The 18,084-nt window shown below is 57.1% G+C and carries 12 protein-coding genes; 7 read left to right on the forward strand and 5 right to left on the reverse strand.

Translation table 11 applies throughout. The annotated features are described in order from the left end of the window. Positions 1-286 precede the first annotated feature (286 nt). The 3 genes from rpoB to ACPOL_RS17455 all read left to right on the forward strand — a co-directional run bounded on the left by rpoB (position 287) and on the right by ACPOL_RS17455 (position 11,357). Positions 287-4,765 carry a DNA-directed RNA polymerase subunit beta gene (gene rpoB / locus ACPOL_RS17445; RefSeq protein ID WP_114208187.1) on the forward strand — a complete coding sequence of 1,493 codons (4,479 nt, stop codon included), beginning with the start codon at positions 287-289 and terminating at the stop codon, positions 4,763-4,765. A gap of 201 nt (positions 4,766-4,966) precedes the next feature. Further along, positions 4,967-9,157 carry a DNA-directed RNA polymerase subunit beta' gene (gene rpoC, locus ACPOL_RS17450; protein WP_114208188.1) on the forward strand — a complete coding sequence of 1,397 codons (4,191 nt, stop codon included), beginning with the start codon at positions 4,967-4,969 and terminating at the stop codon, positions 9,155-9,157. Positions 9,158-9,647: 490 nt separating this feature from the next. Continuing rightward, positions 9,648-11,357: a DUF2075 domain-containing protein gene (locus ACPOL_RS17455; RefSeq protein ID WP_236656847.1), complete on the forward strand. Its 1,710-nt coding sequence runs from the start codon at positions 9,648-9,650 to the stop codon at positions 11,355-11,357. Between the two features lie 219 nt (positions 11,358-11,576). Here ACPOL_RS17455 and ACPOL_RS17460 read toward each other — a convergent pair whose 3' ends face one another. Next, positions 11,577-11,801, reverse strand: a complete 225-nt coding sequence (locus ACPOL_RS17460) for a DUF433 domain-containing protein (protein ID WP_114208190.1) — start codon at positions 11,799-11,801, stop codon at positions 11,577-11,579. 122 nt (positions 11,802-11,923) lie between these two features. Further along, positions 11,924-12,352 carry a hypothetical protein gene (locus ACPOL_RS17465; RefSeq protein ID WP_114208191.1) on the reverse strand — a complete coding sequence of 143 codons (429 nt, stop codon included), beginning with the start codon at positions 12,350-12,352 and terminating at the stop codon, positions 11,924-11,926. 274 nt (positions 12,353-12,626) lie between these two features. Between ACPOL_RS17465 and ACPOL_RS17470 the strand changes: the two genes are divergently transcribed. The 3 genes from ACPOL_RS17470 to ACPOL_RS33625 all read left to right on the forward strand — a co-directional run bounded on the left by ACPOL_RS17470 (position 12,627) and on the right by ACPOL_RS33625 (position 13,782). Continuing rightward, positions 12,627-12,833 (forward strand): DUF6582 domain-containing protein, encoded by a 207-nt coding sequence (locus ACPOL_RS17470; RefSeq protein ID WP_114208192.1) that lies wholly within the window; start codon positions 12,627-12,629, stop codon positions 12,831-12,833. Between the two features lie 155 nt (positions 12,834-12,988). Then, positions 12,989-13,378 (forward strand): VOC family protein, encoded by a 390-nt coding sequence (locus tag ACPOL_RS17475; protein ID WP_114208193.1) that lies wholly within the window; start codon positions 12,989-12,991, stop codon positions 13,376-13,378. Between the two features lie 212 nt (positions 13,379-13,590). Further along, entirely contained in the window at positions 13,591-13,782 is a 192-nt protein-coding gene (locus ACPOL_RS33625; RefSeq protein ID WP_161557421.1) for a hypothetical protein, read from the forward strand. Positions 13,783-13,963: 181 nt separating this feature from the next. Here ACPOL_RS33625 and ACPOL_RS17480 read toward each other — a convergent pair whose 3' ends face one another. The 3 genes from ACPOL_RS17480 to ACPOL_RS17490 form a co-directional block, all read right to left on the reverse strand. After that, positions 13,964-14,656 (reverse strand): hypothetical protein, encoded by a 693-nt coding sequence (locus ACPOL_RS17480; RefSeq protein WP_114208194.1) that lies wholly within the window; start codon positions 14,654-14,656, stop codon positions 13,964-13,966. Between the two features lie 83 nt (positions 14,657-14,739). Then, positions 14,740-15,909, reverse strand: a complete 1,170-nt coding sequence (gene metK / locus ACPOL_RS17485) for a methionine adenosyltransferase (RefSeq protein WP_114208195.1) — start codon at positions 15,907-15,909, stop codon at positions 14,740-14,742. 144 nt (positions 15,910-16,053) lie between these two features. Further along, the gene (locus ACPOL_RS17490) at positions 16,054-16,623 is read right to left on the reverse strand and encodes a helix-turn-helix domain-containing protein (RefSeq protein WP_114208196.1); all 570 of its coding nucleotides are present in this window, start codon (positions 16,621-16,623) and stop codon (positions 16,054-16,056) included. Positions 16,624-16,932: 309 nt separating this feature from the next. Here ACPOL_RS17490 and ACPOL_RS17495 point away from each other — a divergent pair, with 309 nt between their 5' ends. Next, positions 16,933-18,036 carry an ABC transporter permease gene (locus ACPOL_RS17495; protein ID WP_114208197.1) on the forward strand — a complete coding sequence of 368 codons (1,104 nt, stop codon included), beginning with the start codon at positions 16,933-16,935 and terminating at the stop codon, positions 18,034-18,036. Positions 18,037-18,084: the final 48 nt, after the last annotated feature.

The raw sequence follows: 18,084 nt of genomic DNA on the forward strand, positions 1-18,084 counted from the left end.
GTATCGCGTGACTTTGATCTTTAATCAGCGGCGTCTTCTCTCCCATCGCTCTTCGATGCGGCAGGGTGAGCGTCCAGTGTCGCAGTAAACGTAGTCTGTCTCGCGGGATGCACCATCTGCGAGGCTGACTACTCGGTAGAAAGCGCTATGTCTCCATTCGATCGAGGCGGATGGGGACACTTAGAGCGTATCGCCACAACAATGGATCTCCGCGCGGCCCGGGCGGCGGTTCCCTTTTCCGGTCAGTTCTCCGGAACCTCGCGTTTACGGGCCATAGGAGTGATGCATGCCGAACGAGAATCGCGCCCTTCGTAGCCGTCTCGATTTTTCCAAAATCCCAACTGCCATCCAGATTCCTAACCTGATCGAAGTCCAGCGCCGCTCCTATGAGCGCTTTCTACAAATGGACAAGCTGCCCTCCGAGCGCGAAGACAATGGGCTTCAGTCCGTCTTCACCTCGGTTTTTCCCATCACCGACTTTCGCAATATCTCACAACTCGACTTTGTGGATTTCTCCATAGGCAACTGGGAGTGTAAGTGCGGCCATTTGAAAGGTCTGCACCACCTTCGTACTACTTGCGTTCATTGCGGAGCCATGGTCATCACCGACCCGTTCCACCCTGGCGACGTGCTTTGCCACAAGTGCGGCACCTATAACAAGAACACGCCTGACTTCTGCAATAAGTGCGGCGATCCGGTTGGCCTGCAGTTGAAGTATGACCAGTCCGAATGCGAAGAGCGCGGCATGACCTACTCTGCTCCCCTGAAAGTCACGGTCCGGCTGACTATCTATGACAAGGATGCGGAGACCGGCGCCAAGTCGATCCGGGATATCAAGGAGCAGGAGGTTTTCTTCGGCGACATTCCGTTGATGACCCAGAACGGCACCTTCATTGTCAATGGCACCGAGCGCGTCATTGTCTCGCAGTTGCATCGTTCGCCCGGCGTCTTCTTTGAGACCGCCAACAACCGGACTTATTTCCTCGGCAAGATCATTCCATACCGCGGGTCGTGGGTCGAGTTTGAGTACGATCAGAAGAACACGCTCTACGTCCGCATCGACCGTAAGCGCAAGTTCCTGGGCACCATCTTCCTGCGTGCTCTCGGCCTGAAGACTGATGAGGAAATCCTCAAGACCTTCTACACCGTTGACACCATCACGGTGCAGGAAGGCAAGCTGCACTGGAGGATCTCCGAAGACGCCACCAAGCCGACCCACCTGCTTGGCGCGAAGCCGGCGCACGCTGTCGTCATCAATGGCGAAGAAATCGCCCACTCCGGCCGCAAGATTACGCCCAGCATCCTCAAGGCCCTGCGCTCCAAGGTGGCCAGCGTCGAGGTTGAAGCTTCCGAATTGGACGCCGCCGTCACCGCTGCTGACGTGGTCGATACCACCACCGGCGAGGTGATCGTCGAAGCCAATCTCGAGCTGACCTCCGAGCGCCTGCACCGCATCACGGAAAGCGGCGTAACCTCGATCGAGGTCTTCTTCCCCGAGCGCGACGATGTGGGCAACATCATCACCAATACCCTCCGCCGCGACTCAGTCCGCAAGCCGGAAGAGGCGCTGATCGAGATCTACCGCAAGCTGCGTCCCGGCGATCCGCCGACTTTGGATACAGCCACGGCGCTTTTCGAAGGCATGTTCTTCGATCCGCGCAAATACGACTTCTCCCGCGTCGGCCGGCTGAAGTTCAACATCAAGCTCTATGAGAACCAGGATGCCGGTGGCCTCGACAAGCGCACTCTGACTCCCGAAGATTTCTATGGGACGATCCGCTACCTGCTCAAGCTGCGCAAGAACATCGGCGTCGTCGATGACATCGATCACCTTGGCAACCGCCGCGTTCGGGCCGTCGGCGAGCTGATGGAGAACCAGTTCCGTATCGGCCTCGTCCGCATGGAGCGCGCCATCAAGGAAAAGATGAGCGTCTATCAGGAAATGTCGACGGCCATGCCGCATGACCTGATCAACGCCAAGCCGGTGATGGCCGCAATCCGCGAGTTCTTCGGTTCCTCGCAGCTTTCGCAGTTTATGGACCAGACCAACCCGCTGTCGGAGATCACGCACAAGCGCCGTCTCTCCGCCCTTGGGCCTGGCGGTCTGAGCCGCGAACGCGCAGGCTTCGAAGTCCGCGACGTTCACCCGACCCACTATGGCCGTATCTGCCCGATCGAGACCCCGGAAGGTCCGAACATCGGTCTGATCAGCTCGCTGTCGTGTTTCGCTCGCATTAACGAGTACGGGTTCATCGAGTCGCCCTATCGCCGCGTTCGTGACGGTCAGGTGCTCGACTATGTCCAGGTCGCGAATGCCGGCGAGAGCGGCCTTCGCGTCGGCGATCACCTGGAAAAGGGCGAAGCCCGTCAGCTCAATGAGAAGCTCAAGGCTGAAGGCAAGCGCGGCCTCGATGTTGAAGCCTTCTCCTTCTACCTTTCCGCATGGGAAGAGGATCGCCACACGATCGCTCAGGCCAACATCGAACTCGACGAGAACCTTAAGATCACCGAAGAGCTGGTCAATGCCCGCCGCACCGGCAACTTCGTGCTCGTCAATCGGTCGGAGGTCGATTATGTCGACGTCAGCCCGAAGCAGCTCGTCTCGGTCGCCGCTTCGCTCGTGCCGTTCCTCGAGCACGATGATGCGAACCGTGCACTGATGGGTGCGAACATGCAGCGTCAGTCCGTGCCGCTGCTCGTCGCCGAGGCTCCGCTGGTCGGGACCGGTATGGAAGGTGTGACCGCCCGCGACTCCGGCGCCGTCATCCTTGCCCGCCGTAACGGCTTTGTGGATTCGGTCGATTCAGAGCGCATCATCATCCGCGTCGAGGGCGAACATCACCCCACGCAGTTGTCGCGTGAAGTTGGTTCGGATATTTATCAGCTGACCAAGTTCAAGCGCTCCAACCAGAACACCTGCATCAACCAGAAGCCGATCGTTCGTCACGGCGACCGGGTGGTGAAGGGCCAAGTCATTGCGGACGGTCCCTGCACCGAACAAGGCGAACTCGCTCTCGGGCGCAACGTGCTCGTCGGCTTCATGCCCTGGCGCGGTTACAACTTCGAGGACGCGATCCTGATCTCCGAGAAGCTGGTACGTGAGGACTATTACACCTCCGTCCACATCGAGGAGTTCGAGATTGAAGCCCGCGACACCAAGCTCGGGCCGGAAGAGATCACGCGCGACATTCCCAACGTCTCTGAGAATGCGCTGCGCGATCTCGACGAAAGCGGCATCATCCGCATCGGCGCCAAGATCAAGCACAACGACATCCTGGTCGGGAAGGTGACGCCTAAGGGCGAAACTCAGCTGACTCCGGAAGAGAAGCTGTTGCGCGCGATCTTCGGTGAAAAGGCCGGCGACGTTCGCGATGCCTCGCTGACTTGCCCTCCGGGAATCGAAGGCACCGTGGTCGATGTCCGCATCTTCTCCCGCAAGGGTCAGGAAAAGGACGAGCGCGCCAAGATGATCGAAGCCGATCAAATTGCCAAGCTGGAGAAGAACCTTGCCGATGAGATTCGAATCCTCACCGACGAGCGGCTGAAGCGTCTCGATGCAATCCTCGGCGGCAAGACGGTCTTGGCCGACCTTCACGATGAGCGCACCAACAAGCGTCTCCTGGTGAAGGATGCGATCCTCGACCGCGACGCGATCGAGCGCATCTCGACCAAGAACCTGAAGCGCATCCGCTATAGCGACAAGGATCCGCGAGTCAACGAGCAGATCGATGAGATCGAAGAGATGACTTCGCGGCAGATCGACGTGCTTCGCAAGATCACCAACGAGCGCATCGCCAAGCTGCAGAAGGGCGACGAACTGGCCCCCGGCGTCATCAAGCTGGTCAAGGTCTACATCGCCATGAAGCGCAAGCTCTCGGTTGGTGACAAGATGGCAGGTCGTCACGGCAACAAGGGCGTCATCGCTCGCATCCTGCCGGAAGAGGACATGCCGTATCTGCCGGATGGCACCCCGGTCGAAATTGTTCTCAACCCGCTCGGTGTTCCTTCGCGTATGAACGTTGGTCAGATCCTCGAGACTCACCTCGGCTGGGCTGCTCACGAACTCGGTGTCAAGATTGCTGAGATCGTCGAGAAAAATCAGGAAGCAAATGCCATTCGCGAAGCAGTCAAAGAGGGCTTTGCCGGCACCGCGACCTTGCAGCTGCTTCTCGACCTCGATGATGACATGTTGATTCGCGTCACCAAGGGTATGAAGCGCGGCATCTGGTTCGGCACCGCGGTCTTTGACGGTGCCCGTGAAGAAGAGATCAAGGCGCTGCTGGCCTCGGCTGGTCTGCCGAGCTCCGGCAAGTCGCATCTCTTCGACGGCATGACCGGTGAGCAGTTCGAACAGCCGGTCACCGTCGGCTACATCTACATGTTGAAGCTCTCGCACCTGGTCGACGACAAGATCCACGCTCGCTCGATCGGACCGTACTCGCTCATCACCCAGCAGCCGCTGGGCGGCAAGGCGCAGTTCGGTGGCCAGCGCTTCGGCGAGATGGAAGTCTGGGCGCTCGAAGCGTACGGCGCTGCCTACATCCTGCAGGAGTTGCTCACTGCCAAGTCCGACGACGTTTACGGCCGTACCAAGATCTATGAGGCCATCGTCAAGGGCGAAGCGGCGATCGAACCCGGCGTACCAGAGTCCTTCAACGTGCTCATCCGCGAACTGCAGTCGCTCTGCCTCGATGTGGAACTCATCAAGCAGATCGATGGCAAGAAGGTGCTCGTGCCCGTTCCTGCGATCGCAGCAGCCGACTAAAACTGCTTTAGCCGCACAGCTCGCAGTTTTTAGCTGGGAGCTGAGCGGCAAAAGCGACAGGGAAGCATGGGGCTTGAGTCCCAAGCGCAACCTGAAGATGAAGACCGAGGCTGTCTATGCCCGGCCAAGTTTAGAAACAGTAGTAAACGCAGCTAAGAGCTCATAGCTAGAAGCTAAGAGCTAGCCGCCAGGAGGGTCGCCTTGTACCGTTCCAGCCCATTCGAACTCACCAGCCCGATCACCGACTTCGACGCTATCAAGATCAGCCTTGCATCCCCAGAAAAGATTCGCAGCTGGTCGCACGGCGAGGTCACCAAGCCCGAAACCATCAACTACCGCACCTTCAAGCCGGAGCGTGACGGACTCTTCTGCGCCCGCATCTTTGGCCCGGTCACCGACTGGGAATGCCTCTGCGGCAAGTACAAGCGCATGAAGCATCGCGGCGTCATCTGCGACAAGTGCGGTGTTGAAGTCACTCTCTCCAAGGTCCGCCGCGAGCGTCTCGGCCACATCGAGTTGGCTTCGCCCTGCTCGCACGTCTGGTTCTTCAAGGGACTGCCGTCCCGTATCGGCCACTTGCTCGACATCTCGCTGCGCGATCTCGAAAGCGTTCTTTACTTCGAGAGCTACGTCGTTGTCGACGCCGGCGATGCGCCGGTGAAAGAGCGGGAGATCATCAAGGACGAAGTCCGCTTCCGCGAACTCGATCAGCAATACCGCCCCGGCGGCTTTAAGGGCATGATGGGCGCCGAGGCCATCAAGGAACTGCTGAAGCGCGTCAATGTCGACGAGCTCTCGATCGAACTCCGCGAGCGGATGAAGGTCGAAACCTCGCTCCAGAAGCGCCTCAAATACGCCAAGCGTCTCAAGGTCACCGAGGCATTCCGCAAGTCGACCAACAAGCCGCAGTGGATGATCCTCGACGTGATCCCGGTCATTCCGCCGGAGCTTCGCCCGCTGGTACCGCTCGATGGCGGCCGCTTCGCGACCTCCGATCTGAACGATCTCTATCGTCGCGTAATCAACCGCAACAACCGCCTCAAGAAGCTCATGGACCTCCATGCGCCTGAGGTCATCGTCCGCAACGAAAAGCGCATGCTGCAGGAAGCCGTCGACGCTCTCTTCGACAACGGCCGTCGCGGCCGTGTGTTGCGTGGCGCCAACAACCGTCCGCTGAAGTCGCTCTCCGACACCCTCAAGGGCAAGCAGGGCCGCTTCCGTCAGAACCTGCTCGGCAAGCGCGTCGACTACTCCGGCCGCTCGGTCATCGTCGTTGGTCCGGAACTCAAGCTCCACCAGTGCGGACTTCCGAAGAAGATGGCGCTCGAGCTATTCAAGCCATTTATCTATCACCGTCTCGAACAGACCGGCCACTGCACGACCATCAAGCAGGCTAAGGAACTGGTCGAGCTCCAGGACCCGATTGTCTGGGACATCCTTGAAGAAGTCATCAAGGACCACCCGGTGCTGCTCAACCGTGCCCCGACTCTTCACCGCCTTGGCATCCAGGCGTTTGAGCCGGTGCTCGTCGAAGGCAAGGCCATCAAGATCCACCCGCTCGTTTGTACCGCCTTCAACGCCGACTTCGACGGCGATCAAATGGCAGTCCACATCCCGCTGTCGCCCGAGGCCCAGGTCGAAGCCAGCGTACTCATGCTCGCTTCGCACAACATCCTCTCGCCGGCATCCGGTCAGCCGATCACGGTGCCCACTCAGGATCTCGTCCTCGGTCTCTACTATCTGACCAAGGTCAAGAAGGGTGGCAAGGGAGAAGGCCGCGTCTTCGCCAACACCGAAGAAGTGCTGATGGCGCTTGAAGCCAAGGAAGTCGAAACGCTGACGCCGATCCGCCTACGCTATACCGGTCCGGTGCTCGACATGACGACCGCCTATGACGATCAGGACCTCACCCATACCGAGCCGGTCCACTATGAGAAGCAGTACATCACCACTACGGTTGGCCGTGCGATCCTCAACGATTCGCTTCCCGACGGCATGCCGTACGTCAACGGCCTGCTCAAAAAGAAGGGCATCGGCCAGCTCGTCAACTACTGTTACTTGAATCTCGGTCTTGAGGTGACCGTCAAGATGCTCGACCGCATCAAGGAGCTCGGCTTCGCTTACGCGACCCGCAGCGGCTTGTCGGTGGGCCTCGACGACATGGTCATTCCGGATTCGAAATACACCGTCGTCCGTGAGGCGGAAAAGACCGTCATCGCCATCCAGCAGCAGTATCTCGATGGCGCGATCACCAACGGCGAACGCAACAACAAGGTCATCCAGATCTGGTCTGCGGTCACCGAACGCGTCGCCGACGAGATGTTCAACAACATGAAGAACGCCGACAAAGAGGGAGCCATGAACCCGATCTACATCATGGCCGACTCCGGCGCTCGTGGTTCGAAGCAGCAGATTCGTCAGCTCTCCGGCATGCGCGGCCTGATGGCCAAGCCTTCCGGCGAAATCATCGAGCAGCCGATCACCGCGAATTTCCGCGAAGGCCTTACCGTGCTGCAATACTTCATCTCGACCCACGGCGCGCGTAAGGGCCTCGCCGATACTGCATTGAAGACTGCTGACTCTGGCTACCTGACCCGTCGTCTCGTCGACGTTGCGCAGGACGTCATCGTCACCGAGCCCGATTGCGGCACCGTCGAAGGCATCTACGTCGGTCCGATCGTCGAATCCGGCGAGATCATCGAACCGTTGCGCGACCGCATCGTCGGCCGCGTCTCGCTCGAGCGTCTCAAGGACTTCGAGGGTCAGGTCATCGTTGAGGTCAACCAGGAGATCACCGAAGACATTGCTTCCGCCATTCAGGCAGCCGGCATTGAAAAGGTGCGTATCCGCTCGGTGCTTACCTGCGAATCCCGTCGCGGCGTTTGCGTGCTCTGCTACGGACGCAATCTCGCCTCCGGCCGTCTCGTCGAACTCGGCGAAGCCGTCGGTGTCATCGCCGCTCAGTCGATCGGCGAGCCGGGAACCCAGCTCACCATGCGTACCTTCCACATCGGCGGTACCGCATCGCGAGTGAATGAACAGTCCAGGCTCGACGCCAAGAACAACGGCTTCGTCCGCTTCATCAACATGGTCACCGTCCGCTCCAAGGGTGGCGATCTGGTTGCCATGAACCGGTCGGGTTCGATCGCCGTCGTCGATGATCGTGGCCGCGAAAAGGAACGCTACCAGGTTGTCTACGGAGCCAAGCTCAAGGTCGAGGACGGCGCCGCCGTCAAGCTCGGCCAGGCCATGGCCGAGTGGGACCCGTACACCTTCGCGATCCTCACCGAAATCGGCGGGACCATCCAGTTCAAGGACCTGCAGGAAGGCATCACCCTTAACGAAGAAGTCGATGAAGTCACTGGCCTCTCCCGTCTCGTCGTCTCCGACGCCGCCGACGAAAAGCGCCAGCCGGCCATCGTCATCAAGGGTGCCAAAGGCAACAAGCGTTACCTCATGCCGTCCCGTTCGCACCTCATGATCCAGGATGGCGACGAGGTCTTCCCTGGCGATATCCTTGCCAAGATCCCGCGCGAAACCACGCGCACCAAGGACATCACCGGCGGTCTGCCCCGCGTCGTCGAACTCTTCGAGGCCCGCAAGCCCCGCGAAACCGCGATCATCAGCGAGATCGATGGCACGGTCAAGTTCGGCGAAGTCTCGAAGGGTCAGCGCAAGATCTACGTCACCGCCGACAACGGAGAAGAGAAGGAATACTCCGTGCCGCGCGGCGTCCACATCAACGTGCAGGAAGGTGAGCGCATGCGCGCCGGCGAACCTCTTATGGATGGTCCGCTGAACCCGCATGACATCCTCGCCGTGCTCGGTGAAAAGGAGCTGCAAGGCTACCTGGTCAATGAAATCCAGGAAGTCTACCGGCTCCAGGGCGTCACTATCTCCGACAAGCACATCGAGACAATCGTTCGCCAGATGCTTCGCTGGGTGAAGATCGAAGAGGTCGGCGACACCAGCTTCCTGCTCGAGCAGCAGGTCGACAAGTTCCGCTTCCGCGAGGAAAACGATCGTGTCATCGCTGAGGGAGGCCGTCCTTGCGTCGGTCGTCCGCTCCTGCTCGGCATCACCAAGGCCTCGCTCTCGACCGACAGCTTCATCTCGGCCGCTAGCTTCCAGGAGACCACGAGGGTACTCACCGAAGCCTCCATCAACGGAGCCATCGATAACCTCCGCGGCCTCAAGGAAAACGTCATCGTCGGTCGTCTCATCCCTGCCGGAACCGGCATGGAATACTACCGCAACATCCAACTCTCGCCCGAACTCGAAGAGGCAGCGGCCAAGGTGCAGCAAGAAGTCACCGCCGCCTTCGAAGAAGCCGAGCGCGAACTCGAATTAATGCGCCAAGAAGGCGAAGCCGAAGAAATGGCCGCCGAGTAGGACTGGCCGTCCAGGCAATCGCGCCTTTGGCGCAAAACTAAAGCCGTGGAGCAAAGCTCCACGGCTTTTTTGTTCTAGGAACTAAGCTCATCAACACAAATTTGTCATCCTGAGCAAAGCGAAGGATCTGCGGTTAAGGATGACCGCATGATCACGGTGTGGTCGCAGCAATAAGGCTATTCTGTTACCAGGCAGAGTAGAGAAGATGAGAGATCCTCTACCAGTAAGGATTGTAATGGCTATTAAGGCCTACTACCGTGCACCTGTACCTAGCTTTCTGGATGATGATGTTGAGCGGATTCTCGGTGTCCTCACGTCCGCGCATCATCATGCATTGGAGGAGTCACAGCGTTGGGCTTGGCTTGAGCAGTTGCCGATCTTAAAGACGGCGTTTGCGGGGCATCCAGACGGATGGGTGTTTCTAGAACTATACATACCGAGAATGGGAAAGCGGGTCGACGCCGCTCTTATCGCACGGAACATCGTCTTCTTGATTGAGTTCAAAGTCGGAGCTAAGGAGCATAGCTTACACGCTCTTGATCAAGTACAAGACTACGCCCTTGATCTCAAGAACTTTCATGAAGGTAGCCACGATGTTCCGATTGTTCCTATCCTGGTTTCTACAAAGGCTGAGTCAAAGCCGCTTCAGGAACTCAGATTTGCAGACGATCTTGTAGCCTTTGCAGTCGGAACAAATCGAGACGATCTTGGACCTTTGATCGATTTTGTTTGCGCTCGGCGAATCTTTCCAGCTTGGAATATTGAACTATGGATGACGCGAGGCTACAAGCCCACTCCCTCAATTGTCGAGGCAGCAGAGGTTCTTTATCGGACCCACAGTGTTACTGAGATATCTCGATCCGACGCAGGAGCGATCAATCTTCGCGAGACTAACACTAGCGTAAGCACAGTCATCGATCGATCGCGGCTAGAAAAGTCAAAATCTATCTGCTTTGTGACTGGGGTGCCGGGATCCGGAAAGACATTAGCAGGATTAGATCTAGCGACACGACGCTCCCTTGAACATGTCGAAGAGCATGCCGTCTTTCTCTCTGGAAATGATCCCCTCGTTGAGGTTCTGAGAGAAGCTCTGACGCGCGACAAGGCGAAACGCGAAGGTATATCCAAGAAAGAAGCAGAGCGCGAGGTTCGAAGCTTCATCCAGAATATCCGTCATTTCCGAGATGAATATGTGGGAAACGATTCGATCCCGACTGAGAAAGTGGTAGTCTTCGACGAAGCCCAACGTGCGTGGACCCGCGAGCAGGCAGCGAGCTTTATGCAACGCAAGCGTGGCCAAGCTAATTTCGACATGTCGGAGCCAGAATTCCTTCTGAGCGTGATGAATAGGCATGCGGATTGGTGCACGGTAGTTTGCTTGATCGGCGGTGGCCAGGAAATTAACACCGGTGAGGCGGGAATATCCGAATGGATCAGCGCCCTTGAAGTTCGCTTTCCAAGCTGGGAAGTCTACGTTTCTCCGCGAATCGTGCTCCCTGAGTACGGTTATCAAGGAGATATTGATGTTTTCTTGGCATCACCGCGCGTGCACAAGGACGAACGTCTTCACCTTGCCGTTTCTATGCGATCATTTCGGGCTGAGTCTCTTTCTGAATTTGTAGGCTACTTGATAGACAATCGGTCTGATGATGCGAGAACTACCTACGAGGTAATTCACAAAGACTACCCCATCTTCTTAACTCGAGATCTGGGTTCCGCACGGAATTGGCTGCGTAGCCATGCTCGGGGAACTGAGCGCTTTGGGCTCGTTGCATCTTCGGGTGCGCTGCGCTTAAGGCCAGAAGGCATTTTTGTCAAAGCAGATATAGAGCCGGCTAATTGGTTCTTGAATTCTAGTAGTGACGTTCGATCTTCTTACTATTTGGAGGATGTAGCGAGCGAATTTGTAGTCCAGGGTCTTGAACTAGATTGGGCAGGAGTATGTTGGGACGGAGACTTTCATCACAAGGGTACAGGCTGGGCCTGTCAGTCGTTCAAGGGCACAAAGTGGCAGTCGGTCAGCGTTGAGTCCAGACGACTCTACCTCAAGAACGCCTATCGCGTCCTCTTGACGCGCGCCCGACAAGGAATGGTTCTCTTTGTTCCGCGAGGCAGCACGGCAGATAGGACGCGCTCTCCGTGCTTCTACGACGGTACCTTTGAATATCTACGCAATTGCGGAATTCCAGCTCTAGATTAGCGTGCCGCCTAGTGGCATCACCCAGATTGGCGGGTCGTCCACATCGGTTAAGTGGGCCAAGGAACGCGGCTGGGTCAGTGGCCGAAAGGCCCGCAACCAACTCCTCTGGATCCTCACCATTCTTCTTGCCCGAAAAGCCAGCCCCCGGAACGGTCTGACAGTCCAGACCGATCAGGCTCTTCTTAAATCTGCGTGGAACGCACTCGTCGAGCAACACCTTCATTGCAGCTGGCCGGCCAAGGACGCCTTAGCCAACTCCAAAGCGGCAATGGCCGCTTCATGGCTCACCGTAGGGAAGTCTTCTAAAAACTCGCTGAGCGGCTGACCGCCTTCGAGGTAATCCAGCAGCGCCTGAAAAGGAACACGAGTTCCGCGAAACACCGGAACCCCACCCAGTATCTCCGGGTCTCTCACAATGATCGAGTCTTCGGTCGATGTCTCCATACCAAGAAACTACCACGCCCAGGGACGCTCGGCCCATTCAAGCGCTCAGTTGGCTTGGGTGGGAGGATCAAATCTCCCGGCCTTCTTCAACCAAGCCGAGTATAGCCCTCAGGCCACTAACCTTACTTACCCTTCCCTTGTTCTTCCACTCGTTTCTTAAACTCATCGACATCTAGAGTGGTTTGACTATGAAACGGCTTGTTCTTAGAGACAGACCATAGTTCATTATTAGTTTGGTCGCGTACAGATAGAAGGATAGGGGTAGGGGACACATCGATATTGTTGCCTGGAGGGGTGGGTCTGCCAGCGGTGTCTGCCGTGAACCGAAGGACCAGATCGGCGTCCTTTGCTTCCTTCACGATTTTGAATCGTCCCCACTTACTTAATGCTTCGTAGGCTTTGTCGGTAATGTGGGAACTTCCCGTCTGATTGTCGATGTATACCGTTTTGGCCGCTGTCACGCTTGCCGGGAGTGGCGGATATTTGTCCGCCGCATACATCGGAGACACGACGAGAACGATGGCAAGAGCGACTGTTTTTGCTGCCTTCATGCAATCTTCCTTTGAGAACTAGAATTCACCGATCTGCGCAGCGCATTCAGTGTAACCAAACGGGCGGACGTTGATGATTGCGGAGCCAATCGTCGAGGAACAGGAGTGGCCCGATGTGGGAACTTCATTCGGCCTACACCCTCAGCGACATAACCACGGAATAACTGTTCCAGCTCGTCGCCAGAGGGGCTTTGCGCATCCTAAAAAACAGCGACGTCCGCAACTCAAGGGAAGCAGTCGCCGCTCGATATCTCGATTTCCGACGAGGTGACAAATGGCCAAACTATCCAGTGCTGAGAGAAAAGAGCTTCCGTCAAAGTCCTTTGCCGAACCAGAGAAACGGAAATATCCGATCGAAAATGAAGCGCACGCCAGAAACGCCCTCGCTCGTGTCTCGCAATCTGGCACACCTGCTGAGAAAGCAAAGGTCAAGGCTGCGGTGAAGAAGAAATATCCGTCTATAGGCAGCGATAAGAAGTAGCAACGACAAAAAGTAATCTGGGCGGCCGCCGCCAAGTCCGATTACTGACCACTGCTCCGCATCGAATCAGTGTGGCAGTAGCACGGGCGCGGCGGTATCCGTTACACTCGTCGCTGCTATCCTGCGGTCGATCCGCAGCTGGCACAGCGACGCTCATGAGCCGACCTCTCATCCAATCCATCTCTCCATTCTTCATCGTCAGCAATGTCGACCAAACCATCACCTTCTACCGCGACAGGCTCGGGTTTGAGACGAGGCTCCAGCAGCCGGAACGAGATCCATTCTTCGCCCTAATCGGGCGCGATGGAGCTCAGTTCTTCGTCAAAGCCGAAAAAGACGTATTGCCAGTACCGAACCACATGCGTCATCGCCAATTGCGGTGGGATGCCTATGTCTACGCACCAGATCCGGATGCGTTGGCCGCCGAATTTGCCAATCGCGGCGCCACATTCAGTGAACCGCTCCAGGACACCCACGACGGTCTGCGCGGCTTCGAGATAAGCGACCCGGACGGTTACGTCTTGTTCTTCGGTCGACCAAAGTAACAGCACACCAGGGCGAACAAACAGGTTGTCTCAAGGATTACGGGAGGCTGACTAAGGGGCTCACAGATAGCTAAGCCACCAATCTTTCCGCCGGGCTCGCAGGCGGCTGAACCACAGGCAGCTGGGATGGAGCAGCAGCACAAAGGCGATCCACAAGCAGTAAATACCAGGCAGGGAGAATCCCCAGTTGGGGGCCGATCTCCGAGCAGAGCTTGAGGACCGATAAAAAGACGCCAGTTTCTGTGGGTGGCGATGGAGAGCAGCAGCGCCGTTCCGTGGACAAGGTGGATGTGCTGCACATAATAGAAGAACGGTACGCGGCCATCCGCCGCATCGATAAAGAGGAAGTTCCGTCGGAGACCGGGCAATGCGGATGCTGTCAACGGCGGGAGGTGCAGCCATGATTCACCGGTTGATAGATGCGGTTGATTCTCCCGCCCACGATACTTCAGGCGGCCGGGGACCTTCGCAAAGACTTTTCATAAACGCGCGAGAAAAAGACCCCGAAGCCTTTGCTCCAGGGTCTTTGGATTTTGATTCTGTCGCACGACTCTACCGGGTAAACAGCGCGACATCTCTGAAAGGTCACTCTGTGGGGCAGTCGTTGTGCAGCGGGTTCGAGGGGTCCGGAGAACTCTCAACACACGGCACTGCGCTCAAATAATCGTAGATGGCATGCAAGTCATGATCGGTCATCTCGTGATAAGTAGGCCAAGGCATGATCTGAAGCAGCGAGCCGTCGAACGGAGGAGTGAGGCAATTGGTCGTGATAGTCGACGAGCAGTTCGGATGCAGGTGATCGTAATCCTTACCCGTCCTCATGATGGTAAGGAACTGTTCGAATGTATGACCGCCCTCTGGTAGTCCGCTCTTGTCAGGGGTCAGATTGCGCGAGATGATGTCCGGAGAATCAGGCCCTTCGAGCTTGCCGAAGTCTCTGCCGCCCCCGAGGTAAGTTGCTGGATTGATCTTTGTAGGCTGATTGAAGTAGGGATTGCCGCCAGGCAAAAACTGGGTTTCTACACTGGCAGAGTGGCAATCGTTGCAACTCCCTACCGCATTGACCAGGTAGCTGCCCAATCCTACAGCCCTCCAGTTCTTTCCTTTCAAGTTAAGAGGAACCGGCGCAATTTCATAACCGCGCCGTATCTGCGCGTCTTCATTAGTCTGTCGATCATTTGCTTGGACGCGGTGGGAATTGTAGATCGTTGCGGTTGCGACGACGGCGACACCAATTACAAAGGCACCGAATCTTCGGGTGGCAGTCTGTTTCTTCATGGTTGTTCTCCTCCGGACGCTTTCCGGACGCAAAAAGACCCGGGTTAGATACCCCCGGGCCCTTTGGTCTGGTACGAAGCTAATTAGGCTTTGACGGCTTCAGCGTTGGCTCCAGCTTTGAGTGCTTCCGCTTTGTCGGTCGCTTCCCAGGTGAAGTCCTTATCGCTACGGCCGAAGTGACCATAAGCGGCAGTCTTCCGGTAAATCGGTCTGCGGAGATCCAGGCCCTCGATGATTCCCTTCGGGGTCAGCTTGAAGTTGGACCGCACCAGCTCCTGCAGCTTCGAAGCATCGACGGTCCCGGTTCCGAAGGTGTCCACCAATACGCTAACTGGCTCGGCCACGCCAATGGCGTAGGCAAGCTGGACCTCGCAGCGCTCGGCAAGCCCGGCAGCGACGATGTTCTTGGCAATATAGCGCGCCATGTAGGCCGCGGAACGGTCGACCTTTGTCGGATCCTTGCCCGAGAAGGCGCCGCCGCCGTGACGGCCCATGCCGCCGTACGTGTCGACAATGATCTTGCGCCCGGTCAGACCGGTGTCGCCCATGGGGCCGCCGATGACAAACCGTCCGGTGGGATTGATGTGGTATTTGGTGTCTTCGTCAAGCAAATGGGCCGGTATTACCGCCTGGATGACATGCTTGAGGATTTCACCGCGCAGCTGTTCGTTGCCGACGTACTCAGCATGCTGAGTGGAGATGACAACGGCGTCGACACGAACTGGCTTGCTGTTGGCATCGTATTCAACCGTGACTTGGCTCTTGCCGTCCGGCCGAAGATAGGAAAGCTGGCCGTTCTTACGGACCTCGCTCAAGCGGGCGGTGAGCTTGTGGGCGAGCGAAATGGGCGTCGGCATCAGTTCTGCCGTCTCGTTGGTGGCATAGCCGAACATCATGCCTTGATCGCCGGCGCCACCGGTATCCACACCCATGGCGATGTCCCCGGACTGCTTGTTGATCGAGGAGATGACGGCGCAGGTATTCGAATCGAAACCATAGAGGGCATTGTCGTAGCCGATCGAGGCAACTACGCCACGAACCAGGGCTTGGAAATCGACGTATGCCTTGGTGGTGATTTCGCCGGCTATGACTACCAGCCCGGTAGCGGTGAGAGTTTCGCAGGCCACGCGGCTATAAGCATCCTGCTCAAGGCAAGCATCAAGGATGGCATCGGAGATCTGATCGGCTATTTTGTCGGGATGACCCTCGGTCACCGACTCGGAGGTAAATAGGAATCTGTCACGTTGAGACAAGGAAACTTCCTCCTGCTGGATTGGCGCCCGACGCTCTCACCGAAAGAGCCAGGTATGCCGGATTCAGTACTGGATAATAATAATTCCATCGTACTAAACCAGGCTTGCCTTGGCAAAAGGAGAACACCAGGCGAGCAGCAGAAATCATCCAGAAATGGATTGGAGAATACTGCCCCGGCGAGGACTGACTAGTTGGTCCCTTGCGAAAAAGCTTGCGGATTCCCCCGAGGAAAAAGGCAGAAGATCAGGAGCGACAACTGTAGCCAATACCGTGAACCCGGCAGATGGATTTGTTGCCGATATCCTTTCGCGCACGAAGTGGTAAACAAACCAACCCAACCCGGCAATCAGCATCAGCAGAAGAAAAACTCCAGCCCAGCGGAGTCGCGCAGCCGGCCGGTCTCCCTCGGACTTCCGGCCCTTGACCACGTTTTCCGCGAACTCGACCCAGTCGCCGTCCTCTGCTTTGAGCAGCCCGCTTTCCTTGTAGGCGGACATAAAGCGTTGAATCCATGCCTCTTCATCGATGCCAACAGCGCGGGCATAGCCGCGCACGATACCTTTGTTGAAGACGCCGCCGGGAAGTTGCTCGAATTGCTCCCGCTCTAGCGCCGAAAGGTGCCGACCGCTAATCTTGGTCGAGTTGATGATGCACTCCAGGGAAACTCCGCGGGACTCCCGCTCTCTGCGTAGTTCTTCGCCAAACTGTCCCATACTCGTATCCTGTTCCGAATCTCGCGTCAGAATGTTGCTCTGCCGCTCCTTCGCCCGTCTCTAGCACCGCCTGACGATCCCGGCACCTTCCTTCCGGCACCACAATTTGTGCATAAGGTACGACTTTGCGGGCCGAAAGGCAAAATAAAATCCCGAATTTCGTTTGTTCAGCCTCCCATATCGGCTGGCGGCCCGGAATTGTTCATGGTTCTCGCCTCTGAATGTGTTCGTCTGCGGGCGCCGGTGTCGCAATGGAACGTCTTCCGCTTGCTACACTTCCTAGAGAGCCTGAAATGAAAGCGGGAAGCGTTGAATAGACTGGTCATCGGAAATTTGCTGCATCGTCCTCTGCGGACCTTTATCAGTGTCTTCGCCATCGCAATAGAGGTCGTTATGATCCTCTGCATCGTTGCGATCATGCTCGGGCAAGTCAACGGCGCGCGAAGCCTGGCCACCGGTATCGGGGCCGATATGATCGTCCAGCCGCCAAACTCAACCTTTCTTTCCGGCATCAGCGGAGCACCGGTTCCGGCGAAGATCGCCGACGTCCTGCGCAAGGTGCCTCATGTCGCGGTCGCGGCGCCAGTGATTGTCAACCTCACGGCCGGAGCTTCCTTGGAGACGATCTGGGGCATCGACTACGCCAGCTTCAACGCCCTGCGGCCTTTTGTCTTCATCTCCGGCACGCCGTTTCAGGGGCCGAACGATGTCATTGTCGACGACTATTTCGCTCGCTCCGACAAAGGCCATCACGTCGGCGAAATGATCACCATCCTGACCCACGAATTCAGGATCTGCGGCATCGTAGAACATGGCAAAGGCGGCCGGAAGTTTCTTCAAATCAGGACCCTCGGCGGCCTGATGGATAACCCGGACAACGCTTCGCTGTTCTATCTGCGCAGCGACGACCCCAACAATGAAGATCTCATTCGCAAAGAAATCGTGGCGACCCCCGGCCTTTCCGATTATCAGGTGAAGACCATGGCGGAACAGCTCTCCATGCTGACCCCGGAGCATCTTCCGGCTTTTACCATCGCGCTGGATGTGGTCATCGGGATAGCGGTAATTATCGGCTTTCTTGTCATTTTCCAGTCCATGTATACAGCGGTCATGGAGCGCACCCGAGAGATTGGCGTGCTCAAATCGCTCGGTGCCTCGAAGGGATACATCGTCAATGTGGTGCTGCGGGAAACAGCGCTGATCTCGATCTGCGGGATTGCTTTGGGCATGTTGCTGACCCAGCTGATCAAAACATGGATGTCCTATCGTTTTCCGACCTTGCCGTTCTTTGTGACTGCCGACTGGTGGCTGCGGGGGACGCTGATTGCATTTGCCGGGGGAATACTTGGCGCCATTTATCCGGCGCTTAAAGCGGCCAGCAAGGATCCGATCGACGCTTTGGCTTACGAGTAATCAAGGTTTGCCCACGAATAGCTAAAGACCGTGGAACCAAACCCGGGA

Source organism: Acidisarcina polymorpha (genome assembly GCF_003330725.1).
Lineage (GTDB): Bacteria > Acidobacteriota > Terriglobia > Terriglobales > Acidobacteriaceae > Acidisarcina > Acidisarcina polymorpha.

What these genes read in the sequence shown, in the direction of transcription:
- rpoB (WP_114208187.1), top strand. Translation starts at nt 287, where the DNA reads ATGCCGAACGAGAATCGCGCCCTTCGTAGCCGTCTCGATTTTTCCAAA.
- ACPOL_RS17460 (WP_114208190.1), bottom strand. Translation starts at nt 11,801, where the DNA reads ATGGAGACATCGACCGAAGACTCGATCATTGTGAGAGACCCGGAGATA.
- ACPOL_RS17465 (WP_114208191.1), bottom strand. Translation starts at nt 12,352, where the DNA reads ATGAAGGCAGCAAAAACAGTCGCTCTTGCCATCGTTCTCGTCGTGTCT.
- ACPOL_RS17470 (WP_114208192.1), top strand. Translation starts at nt 12,627, where the DNA reads ATGGCCAAACTATCCAGTGCTGAGAGAAAAGAGCTTCCGTCAAAGTCC.
- ACPOL_RS17475 (WP_114208193.1), top strand. Translation starts at nt 12,989, where the DNA reads ATGAGCCGACCTCTCATCCAATCCATCTCTCCATTCTTCATCGTCAGC.
- ACPOL_RS17480 (WP_114208194.1), bottom strand. Translation starts at nt 14,656, where the DNA reads ATGAAGAAACAGACTGCCACCCGAAGATTCGGTGCCTTTGTAATTGGT.
- ACPOL_RS17490 (WP_114208196.1), bottom strand. Translation starts at nt 16,623, where the DNA reads ATGGGACAGTTTGGCGAAGAACTACGCAGAGAGCGGGAGTCCCGCGGA.